This is a genomic window from Telluribacter roseus (genome assembly GCF_017355915.2).
Classification (GTDB): Bacteria; Bacteroidota; Bacteroidia; order Cytophagales; family Spirosomataceae; genus Telluribacter.
Genome location: NZ_JAFEUV020000012.1, coordinates 158,754 through 173,275 on the forward strand (window position 1 = coordinate 158,754; position 14,522 = coordinate 173,275).

8 protein-coding genes are annotated in these 14,522 nt (G+C 51.5%); 1 reads left to right on the forward strand and 7 read right to left on the reverse strand.

What is annotated here, in order from left to right:
* Positions 1-261: 261 nt before the first annotated feature.
* Complete coding sequence (locus tag JTN23_RS20010; RefSeq protein WP_247236813.1) at positions 262-8,328, forward strand: PAS domain S-box protein; 8,067 nt, start codon at positions 262-264, stop codon at positions 8,326-8,328.
* 53 nt (positions 8,329-8,381) lie between these two features.
* Here the strand turns inward: JTN23_RS20010 and JTN23_RS20015 are convergent, their stop codons facing one another.
* From JTN23_RS20015 to pcaC, 7 genes are all read right to left on the reverse strand, one after another.
* Positions 8,382-8,567, reverse strand: coding sequence for a hypothetical protein (locus JTN23_RS20015; RefSeq protein WP_247236814.1), 186 nt, complete (start codon positions 8,565-8,567; stop codon positions 8,382-8,384).
* 101 nt (positions 8,568-8,668) lie between these two features.
* Entirely contained in the window at positions 8,669-10,015 is a 1,347-nt protein-coding gene (locus tag JTN23_RS20020; protein WP_247236815.1) for a 3-oxoacid CoA-transferase, read from the reverse strand.
* Between the two features lie 146 nt (positions 10,016-10,161).
* On the reverse strand, positions 10,162-11,367 hold the full coding sequence (pcaF, locus tag JTN23_RS20025; RefSeq protein WP_247236816.1) for a 3-oxoadipyl-CoA thiolase: 1,206 nt from the start codon (positions 11,365-11,367) through the stop codon (positions 10,162-10,164).
* Between the two features lie 6 nt (positions 11,368-11,373).
* On the reverse strand, positions 11,374-12,699 hold the full coding sequence (locus JTN23_RS20030) for a class-II fumarase/aspartase family protein (RefSeq protein ID WP_247236817.1): 1,326 nt from the start codon (positions 12,697-12,699) through the stop codon (positions 11,374-11,376).
* 3 nt (positions 12,700-12,702) lie between these two features.
* The gene (gene pcaG / locus JTN23_RS20035) at positions 12,703-13,287 is read right to left on the reverse strand and encodes a protocatechuate 3,4-dioxygenase subunit alpha (RefSeq protein ID WP_247236818.1); all 585 of its coding nucleotides are present in this window, start codon (positions 13,285-13,287) and stop codon (positions 12,703-12,705) included.
* The gene (gene pcaH / locus JTN23_RS20040) at positions 13,284-13,982 is read right to left on the reverse strand and encodes a protocatechuate 3,4-dioxygenase subunit beta (protein WP_247236819.1); all 699 of its coding nucleotides are present in this window, start codon (positions 13,980-13,982) and stop codon (positions 13,284-13,286) included. The genes pcaG and pcaH overlap by 4 nt, the downstream gene beginning before the upstream one ends.
* Positions 13,969-14,367 carry a 4-carboxymuconolactone decarboxylase gene (gene pcaC / locus JTN23_RS20045; protein ID WP_247236820.1) on the reverse strand — a complete coding sequence of 133 codons (399 nt, stop codon included), beginning with the start codon at positions 14,365-14,367 and terminating at the stop codon, positions 13,969-13,971. Before pcaC ends, pcaH begins: the two co-directional genes overlap by 14 nt.
* Positions 14,368-14,522 lie beyond the last annotated feature (155 nt).

Sequence of the window (14,522 nt, forward strand, 5' to 3'; positions counted from 1 at the left end):
TGTAGGTATAGTATTCCCTTGAATGGGTGGAGTTTTGTCACCGCGTTATTTTATTTCTTTGTTATATTTGTTTTAAAATAGTAATTTATAAAGAAAAAATTTAACTGTTTGATCCGGTAGAAGTTATTAGTTTATTAGTGAAATGAATGAGGAAAAAGTAATTATGTCTTTGGTATGAATTTATGTCTTGACATTTAATAAACCTTGACCATTCGCTGTATTTATTATTTTAGAAGCGAAAGCTAATTAGTACAACATACTATGGATGAATCGAAACTATCGTTGATCACCATATATTCAACAGTAGAAGAATCAGAGGGGCTGATACAGTTTTTGGAAAAGGTACCAACTTTGACCGGATTTGCTTATTTGTTATACATCAACGGTCTGGTTGAGGATGCATTGGAATGTTCGACTTTTCTTAAGATCAACCAGGCTACTTCCATGAAGGTCTGGCAGGCCGCTCCCGGTATAGCAGTTCGACCTAATCACCTATATATACTATCTTCAGCTTCACCGCTTTCGATCAGCGGTGGAATATTTGGACCGGCGGTGCCGGTAACTCCTGTACAGGAGTATGCAGTACCTGTGTTGGGAGTGACCCAATCGGTACCACTGCTGGTGGTAGTGCCTGCTACCTTGCAAAACCGGTTTGCGGCAGCTCTGGAGCAGGTACGGCAGGCCAGCGGAAAGGTACTGCTGGTAGACGCCCACCGGCATGACCGGACGGTGAGTGGGTATACTACCTGGACTCCCGACGAAGCAGCCCGTGAAATAGTACGGCAGAGTGGAAAGATGGCCAAAGAGGTACCTGCTTCGAATGGCATTGAGGGGCCCCTGATGCATCAGCGGCAACTGATAGATAAGATTACCAATACTACCCCGGACATCATTTACCTGCTGGATCTCCAGAAAAAGAGTATCCTATACGCCAATGAGAGAGCGGTAGAAATACTGGGTCACCCGAGCACAGAGTACCTCTATAAGCTCAGGAGCAAGGTGTTCCGGGAGATACTCCACCCGGACGACTTCCTGCGCCGGATGGAGCACATCAACGCCTGCACGCACCTGAAGCCCAATGAAATCAAGGAGATTGAGGTGAGGCTGAAGGTAGCTGATGGCTCCTGGCGGTGGTTTAAGGTGAGGGACCGGGCTTTCCAGCGGGCTGAAGACGGCACTGTACTTCAGACCATCGGCATCGTACAGGATATTCAGGATCGGAAGGAAGCTCTTGATAAGCTGCGCGAAGAGCACATGCGCTTCAGCAATGCAGAAGCTCTGGGTCATATAGGTAGCTTTGAGCGTATACTGCCCCATAGTACTTTGACATGCTCCGATGAGTTTTACCGGATACACGGGCTTGAGCCTAAGAGCATGGTGTTCGACATGGAGAAGCTGCTAAGCTTTGTCCATCCTGAAGACCAGAAGGGCATGCGTGAGCAGCTCTGGGCCACCCACACCCACGATAAGCCCCTGGACCTGTACCAGCGGCTCATCCGGGTTGATGGCTCCGTGCGTAGGGTACACGTCCGCGCCGACGTAGTCAGGGATGAGCGCGGAAAGCCCCTCAAACTCTATGGTACTATTCAGGACATTACCGAGCTGAAGCAGGCGCAGGAAGAAGCCGAAAAGAATAAATCCCTGATGGAGGCGGTATTTAACGAATCGCTCTCCGAGATGATGGTACTGCTGGCCGTCCGGAATGACCGTGACGAAATCATCGACTTTGAGTACCGGTTGCTCAACCATACCGCTTATGCCATGGCCGGGCAGGACCTGACTGGTAAGCGATACCTGGAGCTGAATCCGCAGGACCGCTCCTCGGGGCTGTTTGACCTGTTCCGCCGGGTGGTCGAAACCGGCGAACCGGCCGATATGGAGAGATCCTACATTGGGAGTGGCTTCCGCAACTGGTTCCGGATTACGGCCGTTAAGCTGGACGATGGCGTGGTACTGACGGTGGAAGATATTACCAAACGTAAGGAGGCAGAAGAAGAAAACCAGCAAACCACCAAGCTCCTGCGGGACATATTCGAAGGCATACAGGTACAGATCAGTTACCTGAAACCCCTCTACGACGAGCAGGGCAATCCGGCAGACTTTATGATCATACTGACCAACGACGAAGATCTGTGTCAGCAAGGTCCCAAGAGGATCCAGTCGTTGTCCTGTAAATTTAGTGAGCTATTTCCTGGCTACCATCAGCACGAGCTATGGGAGGGACTGAAAGAAACGTACCTCACCGGCCAGTCCAGACGGTTTGAGACCTGGTACGGCCTCGACGGCCTGGACCTCTGGATAGATGTATCCATCGTGAAGCACGAAAGCGGCCTCATCTATTCATCCCAGATCATCAATGACCGGAAGAAAGCGGAGGAGTCTCTTACCAAAACGCTGAGTATATTCCATAGGGCCGAGGAAGTAGGAGCCCTGGGAAGCTACGAGGCGGATCTGGATACCATGACGTTTCATTTCTCCGATAACCTGTTCCGGTTGTTCGGCGAGGAGCCATCTGCTTTTGTTCCTACCCTTGACTATATAGATGCCCATAGTCACCCGGATGATATACCGGTCGTGAAGAACATCCTGGAAGAAGCCATTCTGAACCGACAGCCCTACACGTATTCCCGCCGTATATACCTGCCCAACGGCCAGATGCGCTACCTCCACGCGCAGGGGGTAGTAATGACCGATCAGGAAGACCGACCCGTAAAGCTGCTGGGTACCATTCAGGATATCACCGAACGAGTCAGGTCGGAAGAAACCTTCCAACATATGCTGAGTGGATCCATCGCGGCCATTGTACTACTGGAAGCAGTACGCAATGAGCAGGGTGTGATCATTGATTTTGTGTACAAAGGTGTCAACGAAGCAGCCAGTCGTATCACGGGGGTGCCTATCGAAGAAATGCTAGGAAAGCGGTTTCTGGAACTATCCCCTGCCGCCCGGGAGGTATTTTTTGATATCTATGTGGAGGTGGTCGAAACCGGAGAAATGCAAAGGCTTAAACGTGCCTATCCTTATGAGCAGTTTGATAAAGATACGTGGTTTGATGCGACAGCGGTGAAGCATGAGGATGGGATAATCATGACCTTCCTGGATATTACGGAGCAGAAAAGAGCCGAAGAGGAGCTAAGACGAAGGGAGCAAAGTATCCAGAACCTACTGAATCTTCTGCAGAAAGCCCCGGATGCGTATATCGTTTTATCGCCGGATTATTTCATCATTATGGCAAGTGATGCGTATCTGGAAGCTACGCTCGCAAAACGACAGGATACTATCGGCAAAAATTTGTTTGAAGTCTTCCCTGACAATCCTGCTACTCCTAAGGTCAATGCAGTCAAAAATCTGCGTGCTTCACTGGACCAGGTACTACTGACAAAGAAGCCGCACCGGATGTCCATTCAGCGCTACGATGTGCATCGCCCGGCCGAACAAGGAGGTGGTTTTGAAGAAAAGTACTGGAGTCCTGTCAACATACCGGTTTTGAATAGCGAAGGTGAGGTAGCTTATATTATTCATCGTGTTATTGATGTAACCGAAGCCATTAAAAATCAGGGTGAGATCAAAGACCTGGCCCGGCAAACTCAGGTACTTGCCTCCACCCTGGCCGAATTAGATGATAAAACGGCTCAACTGGAAGAAAGCCGGAACCTGCTGCAATCCATATTTGACACTTCACCAGGTGCTATTACAGTATTAAAGTCTATATATGCTGATAATGGTGAAATAGTGGATTTTGAGATCCTCAATGTCAGCAACTTTACAACAGAAATTACCGGGCAGAGCAGCCAGGAGTTGATAGGGAAACAAATGGCTCAGGAGTTCCCCCATGTAAGGGAGCAGGGAATGCTGGATGAATTCAAAAGAACAGCGTTAACCGGTGAGCCAGCCGATTTTGAACGATGGTACGAGGGGGATGGTATCCAGCTTTGGCTACACTTCAGGACCAGAAAGATCAATGATCTGTTGATTGTAGCAACCGAAGATATAACCGAACGAAAAAGAGCCGAAGAGCAGATACTTGATTTAAAGGATGAAGTAGCCCGTAAAGCCACTGATAAATACCTCACCCTGTTCAACGCAATTGATGAAGGCTTTTACCTGACTGAAGTTATATTTGATGAGCACAACCAACCCTTAGATATCAGGCTTCTGGAAGAAAACCCTGCTGCCAGGCGAATCATTGGATCGAGCTTAATTGGAAAAACACTGAGGGAAGTCAATCCTAACTACGAGGAATACTGGTATCAGCTATGGAGTAATGTAGCATTGACCGGGCAGAGCAATCGCCTGGAGCAGTATTCAAATCTGGATCAGAGATGGTTTAGCTTCTACATTACTAAAGTGGGTGATGAAAGCAGCCGACAGGTGGCGGTGGTTTTCAGAGATGTCACAAAACGCAAAAATGCTGAAATGGCTTTGCGTGAAAGTGAGGAGCGTTTTCGCAATCTGGTTGAAGCCTATGCCCAGGCCGTGTGGGAAACCAATGCCGAGGGTGAAGTGGTCACCGATAGTCCTTCCTGGCGGGCCAGTACCGGACAAACCTATGAAGAGTGGATTGGCTACGGCTGGTTAGATGCCTTTCATCCCGACGACCGGGAGCATGCCCAGCGGCAATGGCGTGAGGCAGTGGCTGCCAGACAAAATGTGACTGCTGAGTTCAGGATTAAAAATGCAAAGGGTGAATACCGCTGGACCAAAGTAAGGGCTACTCCGATACGTGATAAAGAGGGTACTATCACTAAATGGGTAGGCATGAACATCGATATCCATAATCGGAAGCTGATCGAAGAGGCCTTACGCAGGAATGAAGATCATCTTAGCGCTATTTTCTCGCAAGCCGAAGTAGGGCTGTCGGAAATTTCAATGGATGGACGATTCATCCGGGTAAATGATACCCTCTGCCGGATACTGGGGAGGTCACGTGAGGAACTCCTCACACTGGGCATACCCGAAGTGACCTTCGTCGATGATATTCCGGCCAGTTTTGAAGTAGTACAAAAGCTCATCAAAAGCGGTCAGCCTGATTCGCTTGAAAAACGATACATCAGGTCCGATGGATCTATTGTATGGAGCAATAGTTCCCTTTCGCTCATAAGAACCGGTGAAGATAAAGCTCTATCGATACTGGCGGTTACAGTCGATATTACCGAGCGTAAAAAGGCTGAAGAAGCGCTCCGCCAATCGGAAGAAGAGTTCCGGTTGTTTGTAACGGCCAGCTCTGATCTGGTTTACAAGATGAGTCCGGACTGGAGCCAGATGTACAGTCTGGATGGAAAGAATGTACTGGCTGATACCGTCGACCCCAGCGGTAACTGGTTACCGAGATATATTATGGAAGAGGATCAGCCGCAGGTAATGGCTGCTATTCAGGAGGCAATTCTCAACAAAAAGATGTTTGAACTGGAGCACCGGGTGATCCGTCAGGATGGTACGGTAGGGTGGGCCTTCTCGAGGGCGGTACCGGTGCTGAACGAGCGGGGGGAGATAACTCAGTGGCTGGGAGCCGTGCGGGATGTAACCCTCCGGAAAACGGCCGAGCTACAGCTTCAGGCGTTTAATACGGTACTTGAGCAGCAGGTAGCTGAGCGTACCAGTGCTCTGAAGCAAAGCAAGGAGCGCCTTGAGGCGGCTATCCATGTGTCGCCGATGGTACTGAGCGTGTTGAAAAGCATCCGGAATGATCAGAATGAAATCATTGACTTCTACGTCGACTGGGTGAGCAGGAGTGGTGAACAGATGGTAGGCAAGGACGTGTCCGGCCTAAGGTTACTGGAAGAGTTCCCGTATCTAATTAAGTATGGCATTGTTGATGAGTTTATACGTACCGTAGAGACGGATAGTACTACCGACTACGAGTACCTCTACGAAGAAGGCGGGTACTACATATGGGTACGGTGGAAGGCCGTGAAGTTGGGCGACGGTCTTTTTGCGGCTGTAGAAGACATTACGGAGCGTAAAAAGGCGGGGCTGCTGATAGAGGAGCAGGCGCACTTTATCAGCAGTGTCACCGAAACCATGCCCGATATGATCAGTGTGATGGAATACCCGTCCCGTCAGCTGAAGTATATCAACCAGGAACCGTATACCCTTCAGGGATTTGATGCAGATGACATGCGTAGGATGAGCCCTGAAGAGCTCGAACAACTCATGCATCCTGATGATATTCCGGCAACGAACGAGTATTTTGGAAGCTTTGCTACCTTGCCCAACGATCAGATAGCCTCCTACGAGTACCGCGCCCGGACCAAATCCGGAGAATGGCAATGGTTTAGAGTCAGAGGGCGGGTCTTTGAGCGGGACGAGGAAGGCCGGGTAAAGGCCGTTCTGAATGTTGTCCAGAATGTTAACGAACAAAAGAAAGCGGCGGACGAAATTAAAAAATCCCACGAGCGGATACAGGCTATGTTCGAAGCCATACCGCTCCACCTGACGTACAGCAAAGTGGTCAGAGGTGACCAGGACGAGGTAGTTGACTTCACGCTGGAGATCATCAACCAGGTTAATCTGGAACGAACGGGCCTCACCCGGGATGATATCGGAAAGCCACTTACCCTGATCAGGCCAGGTATCGAAAAGCTGCCCTTCTGGGAGTCGATGCTGCGGGTAGCCGAAACAGGAGAGCCCATCACCGAAGAAACCTTCTACGACGCCCATGGGTACAAAGGGTGGATTCTGGCCAGTATTGTTCCGTTTATGGAGGGAGTACTGGTAGCGGCCCTGAATATAGATGATCGCATCAAAGCCGAAAGAGAACGGCTCAAGCAGCTTACCATCCTGAAGCAGTCCGAAGAAGTGGCTCAGTTGGGTAGTTGGGAGTATGATGTAGTTAATGACTCACTGACCTGGTCGGATGGGATGTACCACCTTTTTGAAATGGAACGGGGCCTGCCGGTTTCGCTGGAAACTTATGACCAGTTTGTGGTGGAAGAAGACCGGCAAAAAATGAATACGATCTGCCAAAGCCTTCGCAGGGGTGAGGTCGTTACTGATGAGACTATTCGACTACAGATTGGTAAAAACCAGAAGTGCATAAAGCTGCGGAGCAATGCTCTGACCACCGAAAACGGTAGGGCGACAAGTATCCTGGGTATAGACCTCGATGTGACCGAAGCCGTAGAGGCCGAACTACAATTGCGGCAACTTACCGAAAACCTCCAGATCGTACTCGAGAGTTCGCCGGCCTATATTGGGTACTTCAAGGCTGTCCGAAATACCCATGATCAGGTAGTGGATTTCAGGCTGGCGGTTTGTAACGGGCGCCTGGCCGGGTATCTGCACCAACCCATCGAGCAACTGATCGGTACCTCCCATCGCGAACTGGTTGAGTACCTGTGGCAGGACCGGACCTATGAAGTACTCCATGAAGTACTTACTACGGGTAACCACCTATACGAAGAGCGACACAGCCTCCGTAACGGCGAAGACCACTGGCTGGGTATATCGGTACTAAAGCAGGACGACGGGGTGGTCGTAACCGGCCTGAATGTAACGAAGCTACGGCAGGCTGAGCAACAGGAAAAATACTGGATGCAGGAGCTCGAGCGTTCCAACGAGACCCTTGCGACGCTGGAGGAGATGCGGCAGTACATCCGGATGCGGGGCGAGTTTTTGCGTACTACCTCCCATGACCTGCGCGGTAGCTTTGGGGTAATCGTAGGGGCCACTTCACTGCTCGATATGATGAACACCGAAGAAGAGCGTACCCAGACGCTGGATATGCTCCGCCGGAGTCTCAAACAGGTCAGCCACATGATGAACCAGCTACTGGACTTCTCCCGCCTGGAGTCGGGTCAGGAAGAGCTGCATGTAGCGCCCTTTGATGCGGCCGAACTACTGATTGAACTCAGCGAGAGCGTACGGCCACTGGCCCAGGACAAGAAACTCTGGGTAAAGGACGAAGGGCCGGGGCGGCTTCTGGTGGAAAGTGATATTGTGAAAGTACGGCGTATCGTACAGAACCTCCTATTGAACGCAATCAAGTATACCTCAAAAGGGGGAGTCAGGATAAGCTGGGGGCAGGAAAGTGAAGACAGCACACACTGGCAGCTCGTAGTGGGTGATACCGGTCCGGGATTGTCCCAGCAACTGATCAACCAGCTGATGGGTGTTGCTTCCGCCGAAGAACCCGATGAAAAATGGCACGAACCGGAGGAGCAGGATGAAAGCCTGCGTAACTACGGAAACAGGGCTTCGGGGGAAGGTATAGGACTGATCATCGTTAAGCGGCTCTGTGAACTTATGCACGCGGAGCTGGCGATAGAGAGTACTCCCCGGGTAGGTACCGTATTCCGGATCCGCTTTCCGAAACGATATACTGAATAGTACTATTGAAGAGTAACCAGAGAAAGAGGTTGGTCCCGTCGGAGACCAACCTCTTATTTTTTCTGGCTTTGCTGAATCATCCCGAACAGTACCGGACTTAAGTACCGCAGGTTTTCCAGGATACAGGTCATGCTGTAGAACTTCCTGACGTCAATCTCCGGATTTTCGGCCATAGTAACCAGCAGGGCATCCAGGGTCTCTACGAATCTATCATCAAACTCTTCTTTGGTCAAATCCATGGTTGTAGCAGGCTCAGTACATAGAATACAACTCTATTTCGGTGTATAAAATTCATTACCCTCTATGTGTTTTCAATCGGGTACTTACCTATACCAGCGGGTTATAACTTCTCAGCAAAGTGCGCTGTGGTCTTTGCCCGTACTTCTTCCAGGGTAGCACCCGGCATGAGTTCGGTAAGGGTGAGTTGTCCCTCCTCAAAGCGGAATACCGCCAGGTCCGTAATGACCAGATCAACGGCCTTCATAGCTGTGAGGGGTAGGGTACAGGCCGGTACTATTTTGCTGCTACCGTCGGGATTGGTATGAGTCATGGTGATGATGAGCTTCCTGGCACCGGAGGCCAGATCCATGGCACCGCCTACTCCCAGCAGAGGTTTGCCGGGTACGGCCCAGTTGGCTAGGTTGGCCTCTTCGTCCACTTCCAGTCCGCCCATGATGGCGACATCGATGTGCCCCCCGCGGATCATGGCGAAGGAGTCGGCGCTGTCGAAGTAGCTGCTGCCCGGCAAAGCCGTAACGGGTACCTTCCCCGCGTTGACCGGGTAATCCATGGCTCCGGCGTCACCTTCGGGCTCGGGACCTACGCCCAGCATCCCGTTTTCGGTATGCAGGATAATGCCATCCTCCGGCCTGATCAGGTCGGCTGCCAAGGTAGGAATGCCGATTCCCAGATTGACTACATCACCTTTCTGAAGCTCGGCAAAGGCCCGCCGGGCCATATTCATCCGTGATTCGTCCACTTTCTTCTTACTGGACTTAACCGAGGCCGAAGAACCCAATGCTTCCAGCGTCATGTGCGCCTGCACCAGGTAATCGACATAGTTGGACGGGGTGTGGATGTGCTCAGGCGCTATATCGCCCATTGGTACGATGTGCTCTACTTCGGCAATAACCAGATCGGCCGCCGTAGCCATAGCCTTATTGAAGTTCTGCTCGGTCATGCGGTACTGGAGATTACCGGCCGTGTCGGCCTTCCAGGCTCGTATGAAAGCAACATTGGCCCGCAAGGCTTTCTCAAATACGTATTCCTTTCCATCTATCACCTTCACCTCCTTGCCTTCGGCAATCAACGTACCTGCTGAAGTAGGCGTATAGAATCCGCCAATGCCCGCTCCACCGGCCCGGATGGCTTCGGCCAGGGTACCTTGTGGCAGTAGCTCGTACTCCACCTGCCCGCTCTGAGCTGCCTTTACGGCATCAGGATTACTGGTAAAGAACGAGCCAATCATTTTCCGGATCTGTCCGTTAAGTAGCAGCTTGCCACCGCCGAGATTAGGTTCCCCTACGTTATTGCCGATGAAAGTAAGGTTTTTGGTGCCAGTTTGGGCCAGCGCGTGCAGCAGGTGGACGGGATTGCCGGTCATGCCAAAGCCTCCGCCGAAGATGGTATCTCCATCCTTCACCATGGCAGCTGCCTCTTCCACGCTGATTATAGGTACTTGTTTCATAGTGAGCAGTCAAAATACGATGAGTTCAATCAATAAAACCACAGAGTTAAGGGAGTTATAGCACAGAGTAGAAATGAGTTTTAAATAAACTCTGTGCCCTCCGTGCCTACCTCTTTTCAACTCTGTGATTAAAAAATTTCAAAAGCCTACATTCGCTCAAGTACTACGGCATACCCCTGACCTACTCCCACACACATCGTAGCCAGTGCATATCTTTTATTTTGCTTCTGCAGCTCTAGTGCCGCACTATACGTGATACGAGCTCCACTCATGCCCAGCGGGTGACCAAGGGCAATGGCTCCGCCGTTGGGATTGATGCGCGGATCGTCATACTTCAGACCCAGTTCACGAATACAAGCCAGACTTTGCGCGGCAAAAGCTTCGTTGAATTCTATCAGATCCAGATCATCCAGCGTAATACCGGCTTTACTCAAGGCCATACGAGTAGCTCCAACAGGTCCTATCCCCATAATACGTGGTTCCACCCCGACTACCCCCGAGCTTACAATTCGGGCCAGGGGTTTGAGATTGTACTTTTTAAGGGCTTCCTCCGAGGCGATCAGTACTGCGGCAGCACCATCATTAAGGCCGGAGGCATTGCCGGCGGTAACGGTACCTCCTTCTTTCCGGAAGGCTGGTTTGAGTTTGGCAAGTACATCCAGGGTTGTGGCAGGCTTCACAAATTCGTCATGCTCAAAGAGAGTTACTTCTCCTTTTTTCTTCGGGATTTCAACAGGCATGATCTCTTCACCAAATCTACCATTCTTTTGTGCCTCTGCGGCTTTCATCTGGGATGTGTAGGCAAATTGGTCCTGGTCCTCCCGGCTGATCCCGTACATATCCGCCAAGTTTTCGGCCGTAACGCCCATGGCATCCACACCGTAGAGCTTCTCCAACTGGGGATTAATAAACCGCCAGCCAAAGCTGCTGTCAAATAGCTGGCTGTCGTTGCCAAAGGGCTTGCTGGCCTTCGACATCACATAAGGTCCCCGCGTCATATGCTCCACACCACCGGCAATGATCAGGTCGGCATCGCCGGACTTGATAGCCCGGGCCGCCTGTGCAATGGCCGACATACCCGAGGCGCATAACCGGTTTACAGTTTCACCGGGTACGGAGGTAGGTAGTCCGGCCAGGAGCAGGGCCATGCGGGCAACGTTGCGATTATCCTCACCAGCCTGATTAACGCAGCCCATGATAACATCCTCAATGGCTTCGCCGGGGACACTTTCATTTCGTTCCATCAAACGGCGAATGACCATAGCGGCCAGATCATCGGCCCGAACGGGTGACAAACTACCCCCAAAACTACCGACGGGTGTACGTATGCCATCAACTATATATGCTTCCATTGTATACTATTCCTTTACTGTTAAAATATCCTTGATCCGGGCGGTTGCTTGCTGAATGATACTACCCGACGATCCAAAACAAGCCTCTGGTTGAAGGAGTTCTGACCAGTCGAGTTTTACTTCGGGCACCAGCTGAGTTAGTGCCTGAGCCAATCCCGTTTCTGTACTTACTCGTCCGCATGCCTGATTAACAAGGGTAGTCGCTCTGGACTTAGGCATATAATCAGAAAGTATCACTACGGCCTGCTCGGCGTATACCAGTCCCCTTGTCAGAGCTATGTTTTGTCGCATCCGCTCCCGATCTATTTGTAAGCCGGTGCTAATGGTCAGCGCATGTTTCAAGGCAGTACCTGTGTTGATGATCATTTGCGAGAGGTGCTGCCACTCAAGCATCCAGGCAGTACCGTCGCGCTCGCCGGTCTGTACCAGGCTCTGCATCAGCAGGGCCGACAGGTTCGCATTTATCCGCGCCAGCGCCACCAGGGCTTCACTCAGTACCGGGTTGCTCTTATGGGGCATGGCGCTGCTCTTGCCGCCGCCTTCTGCATTTTCAACTACCTCACCTACTTCGGTTTGCGCCATGAGCAGGATGTCAGCCCCCATTTTACCCAATGTACCACTCACCAGAGCAAGCCAGGTGGTGAATTCTACCATCGTATCCCGCTGGGCGTGCCAGGGAAGGGATGGCGCTAGCTTCAGTTCATCGGCCAGAGCTTCCAGTACCTGATATCCTGTATCGCCCAACGCGGCCAGCGAACCACTGGCTCCTCCCAACTGAACCACCAGCAGTCTTCGTTTCATCTCCTGAAGTCTTTCCAGACTACGTACCAGCGGCATGGCCCAGTTTACTACCCTAAGACTGAAAGGGATGGGGGTAGCCTGTTGCCAGCGGGTATGCGCCATGCAGGGGACTGTACCATGCCGCTCGATCAGGGCCAGCAGATTACGTAGCAGGTGTAGGATTCTGGTTTCCAGAAGTACCAGAGCCTCCCGGATCATGAGTACCTGGGCCGTATCCTGTACATCCTGCGAAGTAGCTCCCAGGTGCAGATAATTCCTGACATCCGCAGGAAGTAGCTCTTTAATTCGGGACAGCAGGGTAATGGTAGGGATACCATTTTGTAAGGTACCTGCCGCCAGCTCAGCCGGACTGAACTCCGTCGCTGAAAGGGCCCGTTGAATGGTCTGAGCAGCCGCTTCGGGTATGAGGCCCAGCCTGGCCTCGGCTAGTGCCAGACCCGCTTCGAATCGAAGCATGTGACGGATAAGCTGCTCTTCCGAGCATACCCCTTCCATTTCTTCATCCGATAGGTAGGCGGCGTATAAGGTCATAGGCTATACATCAAAAAATACGGTTTCGTCAGGCCCCTGCATGTAGATGTTAAATACGTAGCAGGTAACTCCATCGGGCCTAATGGTCTTTGTAGCAAGTAAGGTATTTCTTCGGTTTTCTTCCACGCTCTGCAACACCGGATCACTGTCGTTGGCCTCCGTTTCGTCCGAAAAGTAGAGGCGGGTATAGGTATGGGTTAGTTGCCCCCGCATGAATAGAATCACGTTGATATGCGGAGCCTGCCCCCCCACCGGCCCTGGCTTGATGGTGCTGAACTCAAATTTGCTGTCTTTGAGGGTACCGGTGCCCAGACGGCCAAAGCCGTGAAAAAGGCTTAGATCTTTCGCGTAGTTGCCCTCTGCATCGGCCTGCCACAGCTCAATCATGGCATCGGGTATGAGCTGTCCGTTGCCATCGTAGACCTGTCCAGCTATGGTGATACGTTCTCCTTTCACCGCTTCATTGATGATCATGTTACCATCCGCGATACTAGGGAAATTGTACAGGTACTGCTCGGGGGTGAGGCCATAGGCAAAGTAGGGGCCTACGGTCTGGGAGGGTGTCTGATATAGTTTTTCCTGGTTCATCGGTTCTCAAAAGGGGTTTCGTTGTCGCCTCGTAGCACCATGTCGAACCGGAAGCCAATGGCAAAGTCCTGTTCGGTGACGCCGAGATCAAACTGGGAAATCAGCAGGTGGCGGTACTTTTCGGGTACACCCTTAAACACCGGGTCGTAGTCCAGCAGCGGGTCGCCGGGAAAGTACATCTGCGTGACCAGCCGTGAGGTGATCTGATTGCCAAACAACGAAAAGTGTATATGGTTGGGACGCCAGGCCTGCGGGTGGTTGCCCCAGGGGTAGGCACCGGGCTTGATGGTGTAGAACTTATAGTTACCTTCGCTATCGGTCAGGCAGCGCCCCCCGCCGAAGAAGTTAGGATCCAGGGGCGCATCGTGCTGATCTACCTTGTGTACGTACCGACCGGCCGCATTGGCCTGCCACAGCTCCACCAGGGTATTTGGGATGGGACGGCCCAACTCGTCCGTTACCTTACCGGCTACAATGATCCGCTCACCCAGCGGGGCACCATTGACACGTGCATTCAGAGTAAGATCATTGTCGTAGGGGCGGATCAGGTCGTGCCCGTATACGGGGCCGGTCAGTTCGCTGAGGGTATGCTTCAGAGGAACCAGCGGGCGGGAGGGAGCCCGTAGCACCGTAGATTTATATTCCGGATAGAGAAAGGGAGGCTGTACTTCCCAATCGCGCTTATTCTGATTCATTGGTTGATCCATTTTCTATTTCTGAAAAGACTTTCTTAGCAATCTTAATTGCATGATTTACAGCCGGAACTCCGGCATATACTGCCGTATGCAGGAGTACTTCCTTCACATCCTCCACAGATGCGCCCGTGTTTTGAGTAGCTCTGAGATGCAGCTCCAGCTCACCTTCGTGCCCCAGCGCCGTCATAAGGGCAATGGTAATCAGGCTCCGCTCGCGTTGGGTCAGGCCGGGACGCGTCCAGATGGAGCCCCAGGCATTTTGAGTGATGTATTCCTGAAAATCCCGATCGAATGGGGTCTTGGTGGCTTCGGCCCGGTCAACATGCGCATCGCCCAGTACCTCCCTTCGCTTTTGCATGCCCTTCTGGTATAGTTCGTCGTTCATTTTGAGCTGTTAGGTATTAGCTGTTAGCGCTTAATTTTTAGTTTGAATGTCAGGCTGATTTCTATGACAAATGCAAGTTGTTCTGGTAGGTTGTCTGATTTTTTATCAGGGCGAATATCAGGTGAATGATCTTGTTTCTGACCGCATTCAGGACT

Excerpts from the sequence above, each read along its gene's own strand:
- JTN23_RS20010 (WP_247236813.1), top strand. The coding sequence starts at position 262 with ATGGATGAATCGAAACTATCGTTGATCACCATATATTCAACAGTAGAA.
- JTN23_RS20015 (WP_247236814.1), bottom strand. The coding sequence starts at position 8,567 with ATGGATTTGACCAAAGAAGAGTTTGATGATAGATTCGTAGAGACCCTG.
- JTN23_RS20020 (WP_247236815.1), bottom strand. The coding sequence starts at position 10,015 with ATGAAACAAGTACCTATAATCAGCGTGGAAGAGGCAGCTGCCATGGTG.
- pcaF (WP_247236816.1), bottom strand. The coding sequence starts at position 11,367 with ATGGAAGCATATATAGTTGATGGCATACGTACACCCGTCGGTAGTTTT.
- JTN23_RS20030 (WP_247236817.1), bottom strand. The coding sequence starts at position 12,699 with ATGACCTTATACGCCGCCTACCTATCGGATGAAGAAATGGAAGGGGTA.
- pcaG (WP_247236818.1), bottom strand. The coding sequence starts at position 13,287 with ATGAACCAGGAAAAACTATATCAGACACCCTCCCAGACCGTAGGCCCC.
- pcaH (WP_247236819.1), bottom strand. The coding sequence starts at position 13,982 with ATGAATCAGAATAAGCGCGATTGGGAAGTACAGCCTCCCTTTCTCTAT.
- pcaC (WP_247236820.1), bottom strand. The coding sequence starts at position 14,367 with ATGAACGACGAACTATACCAGAAGGGCATGCAAAAGCGAAGGGAGGTA.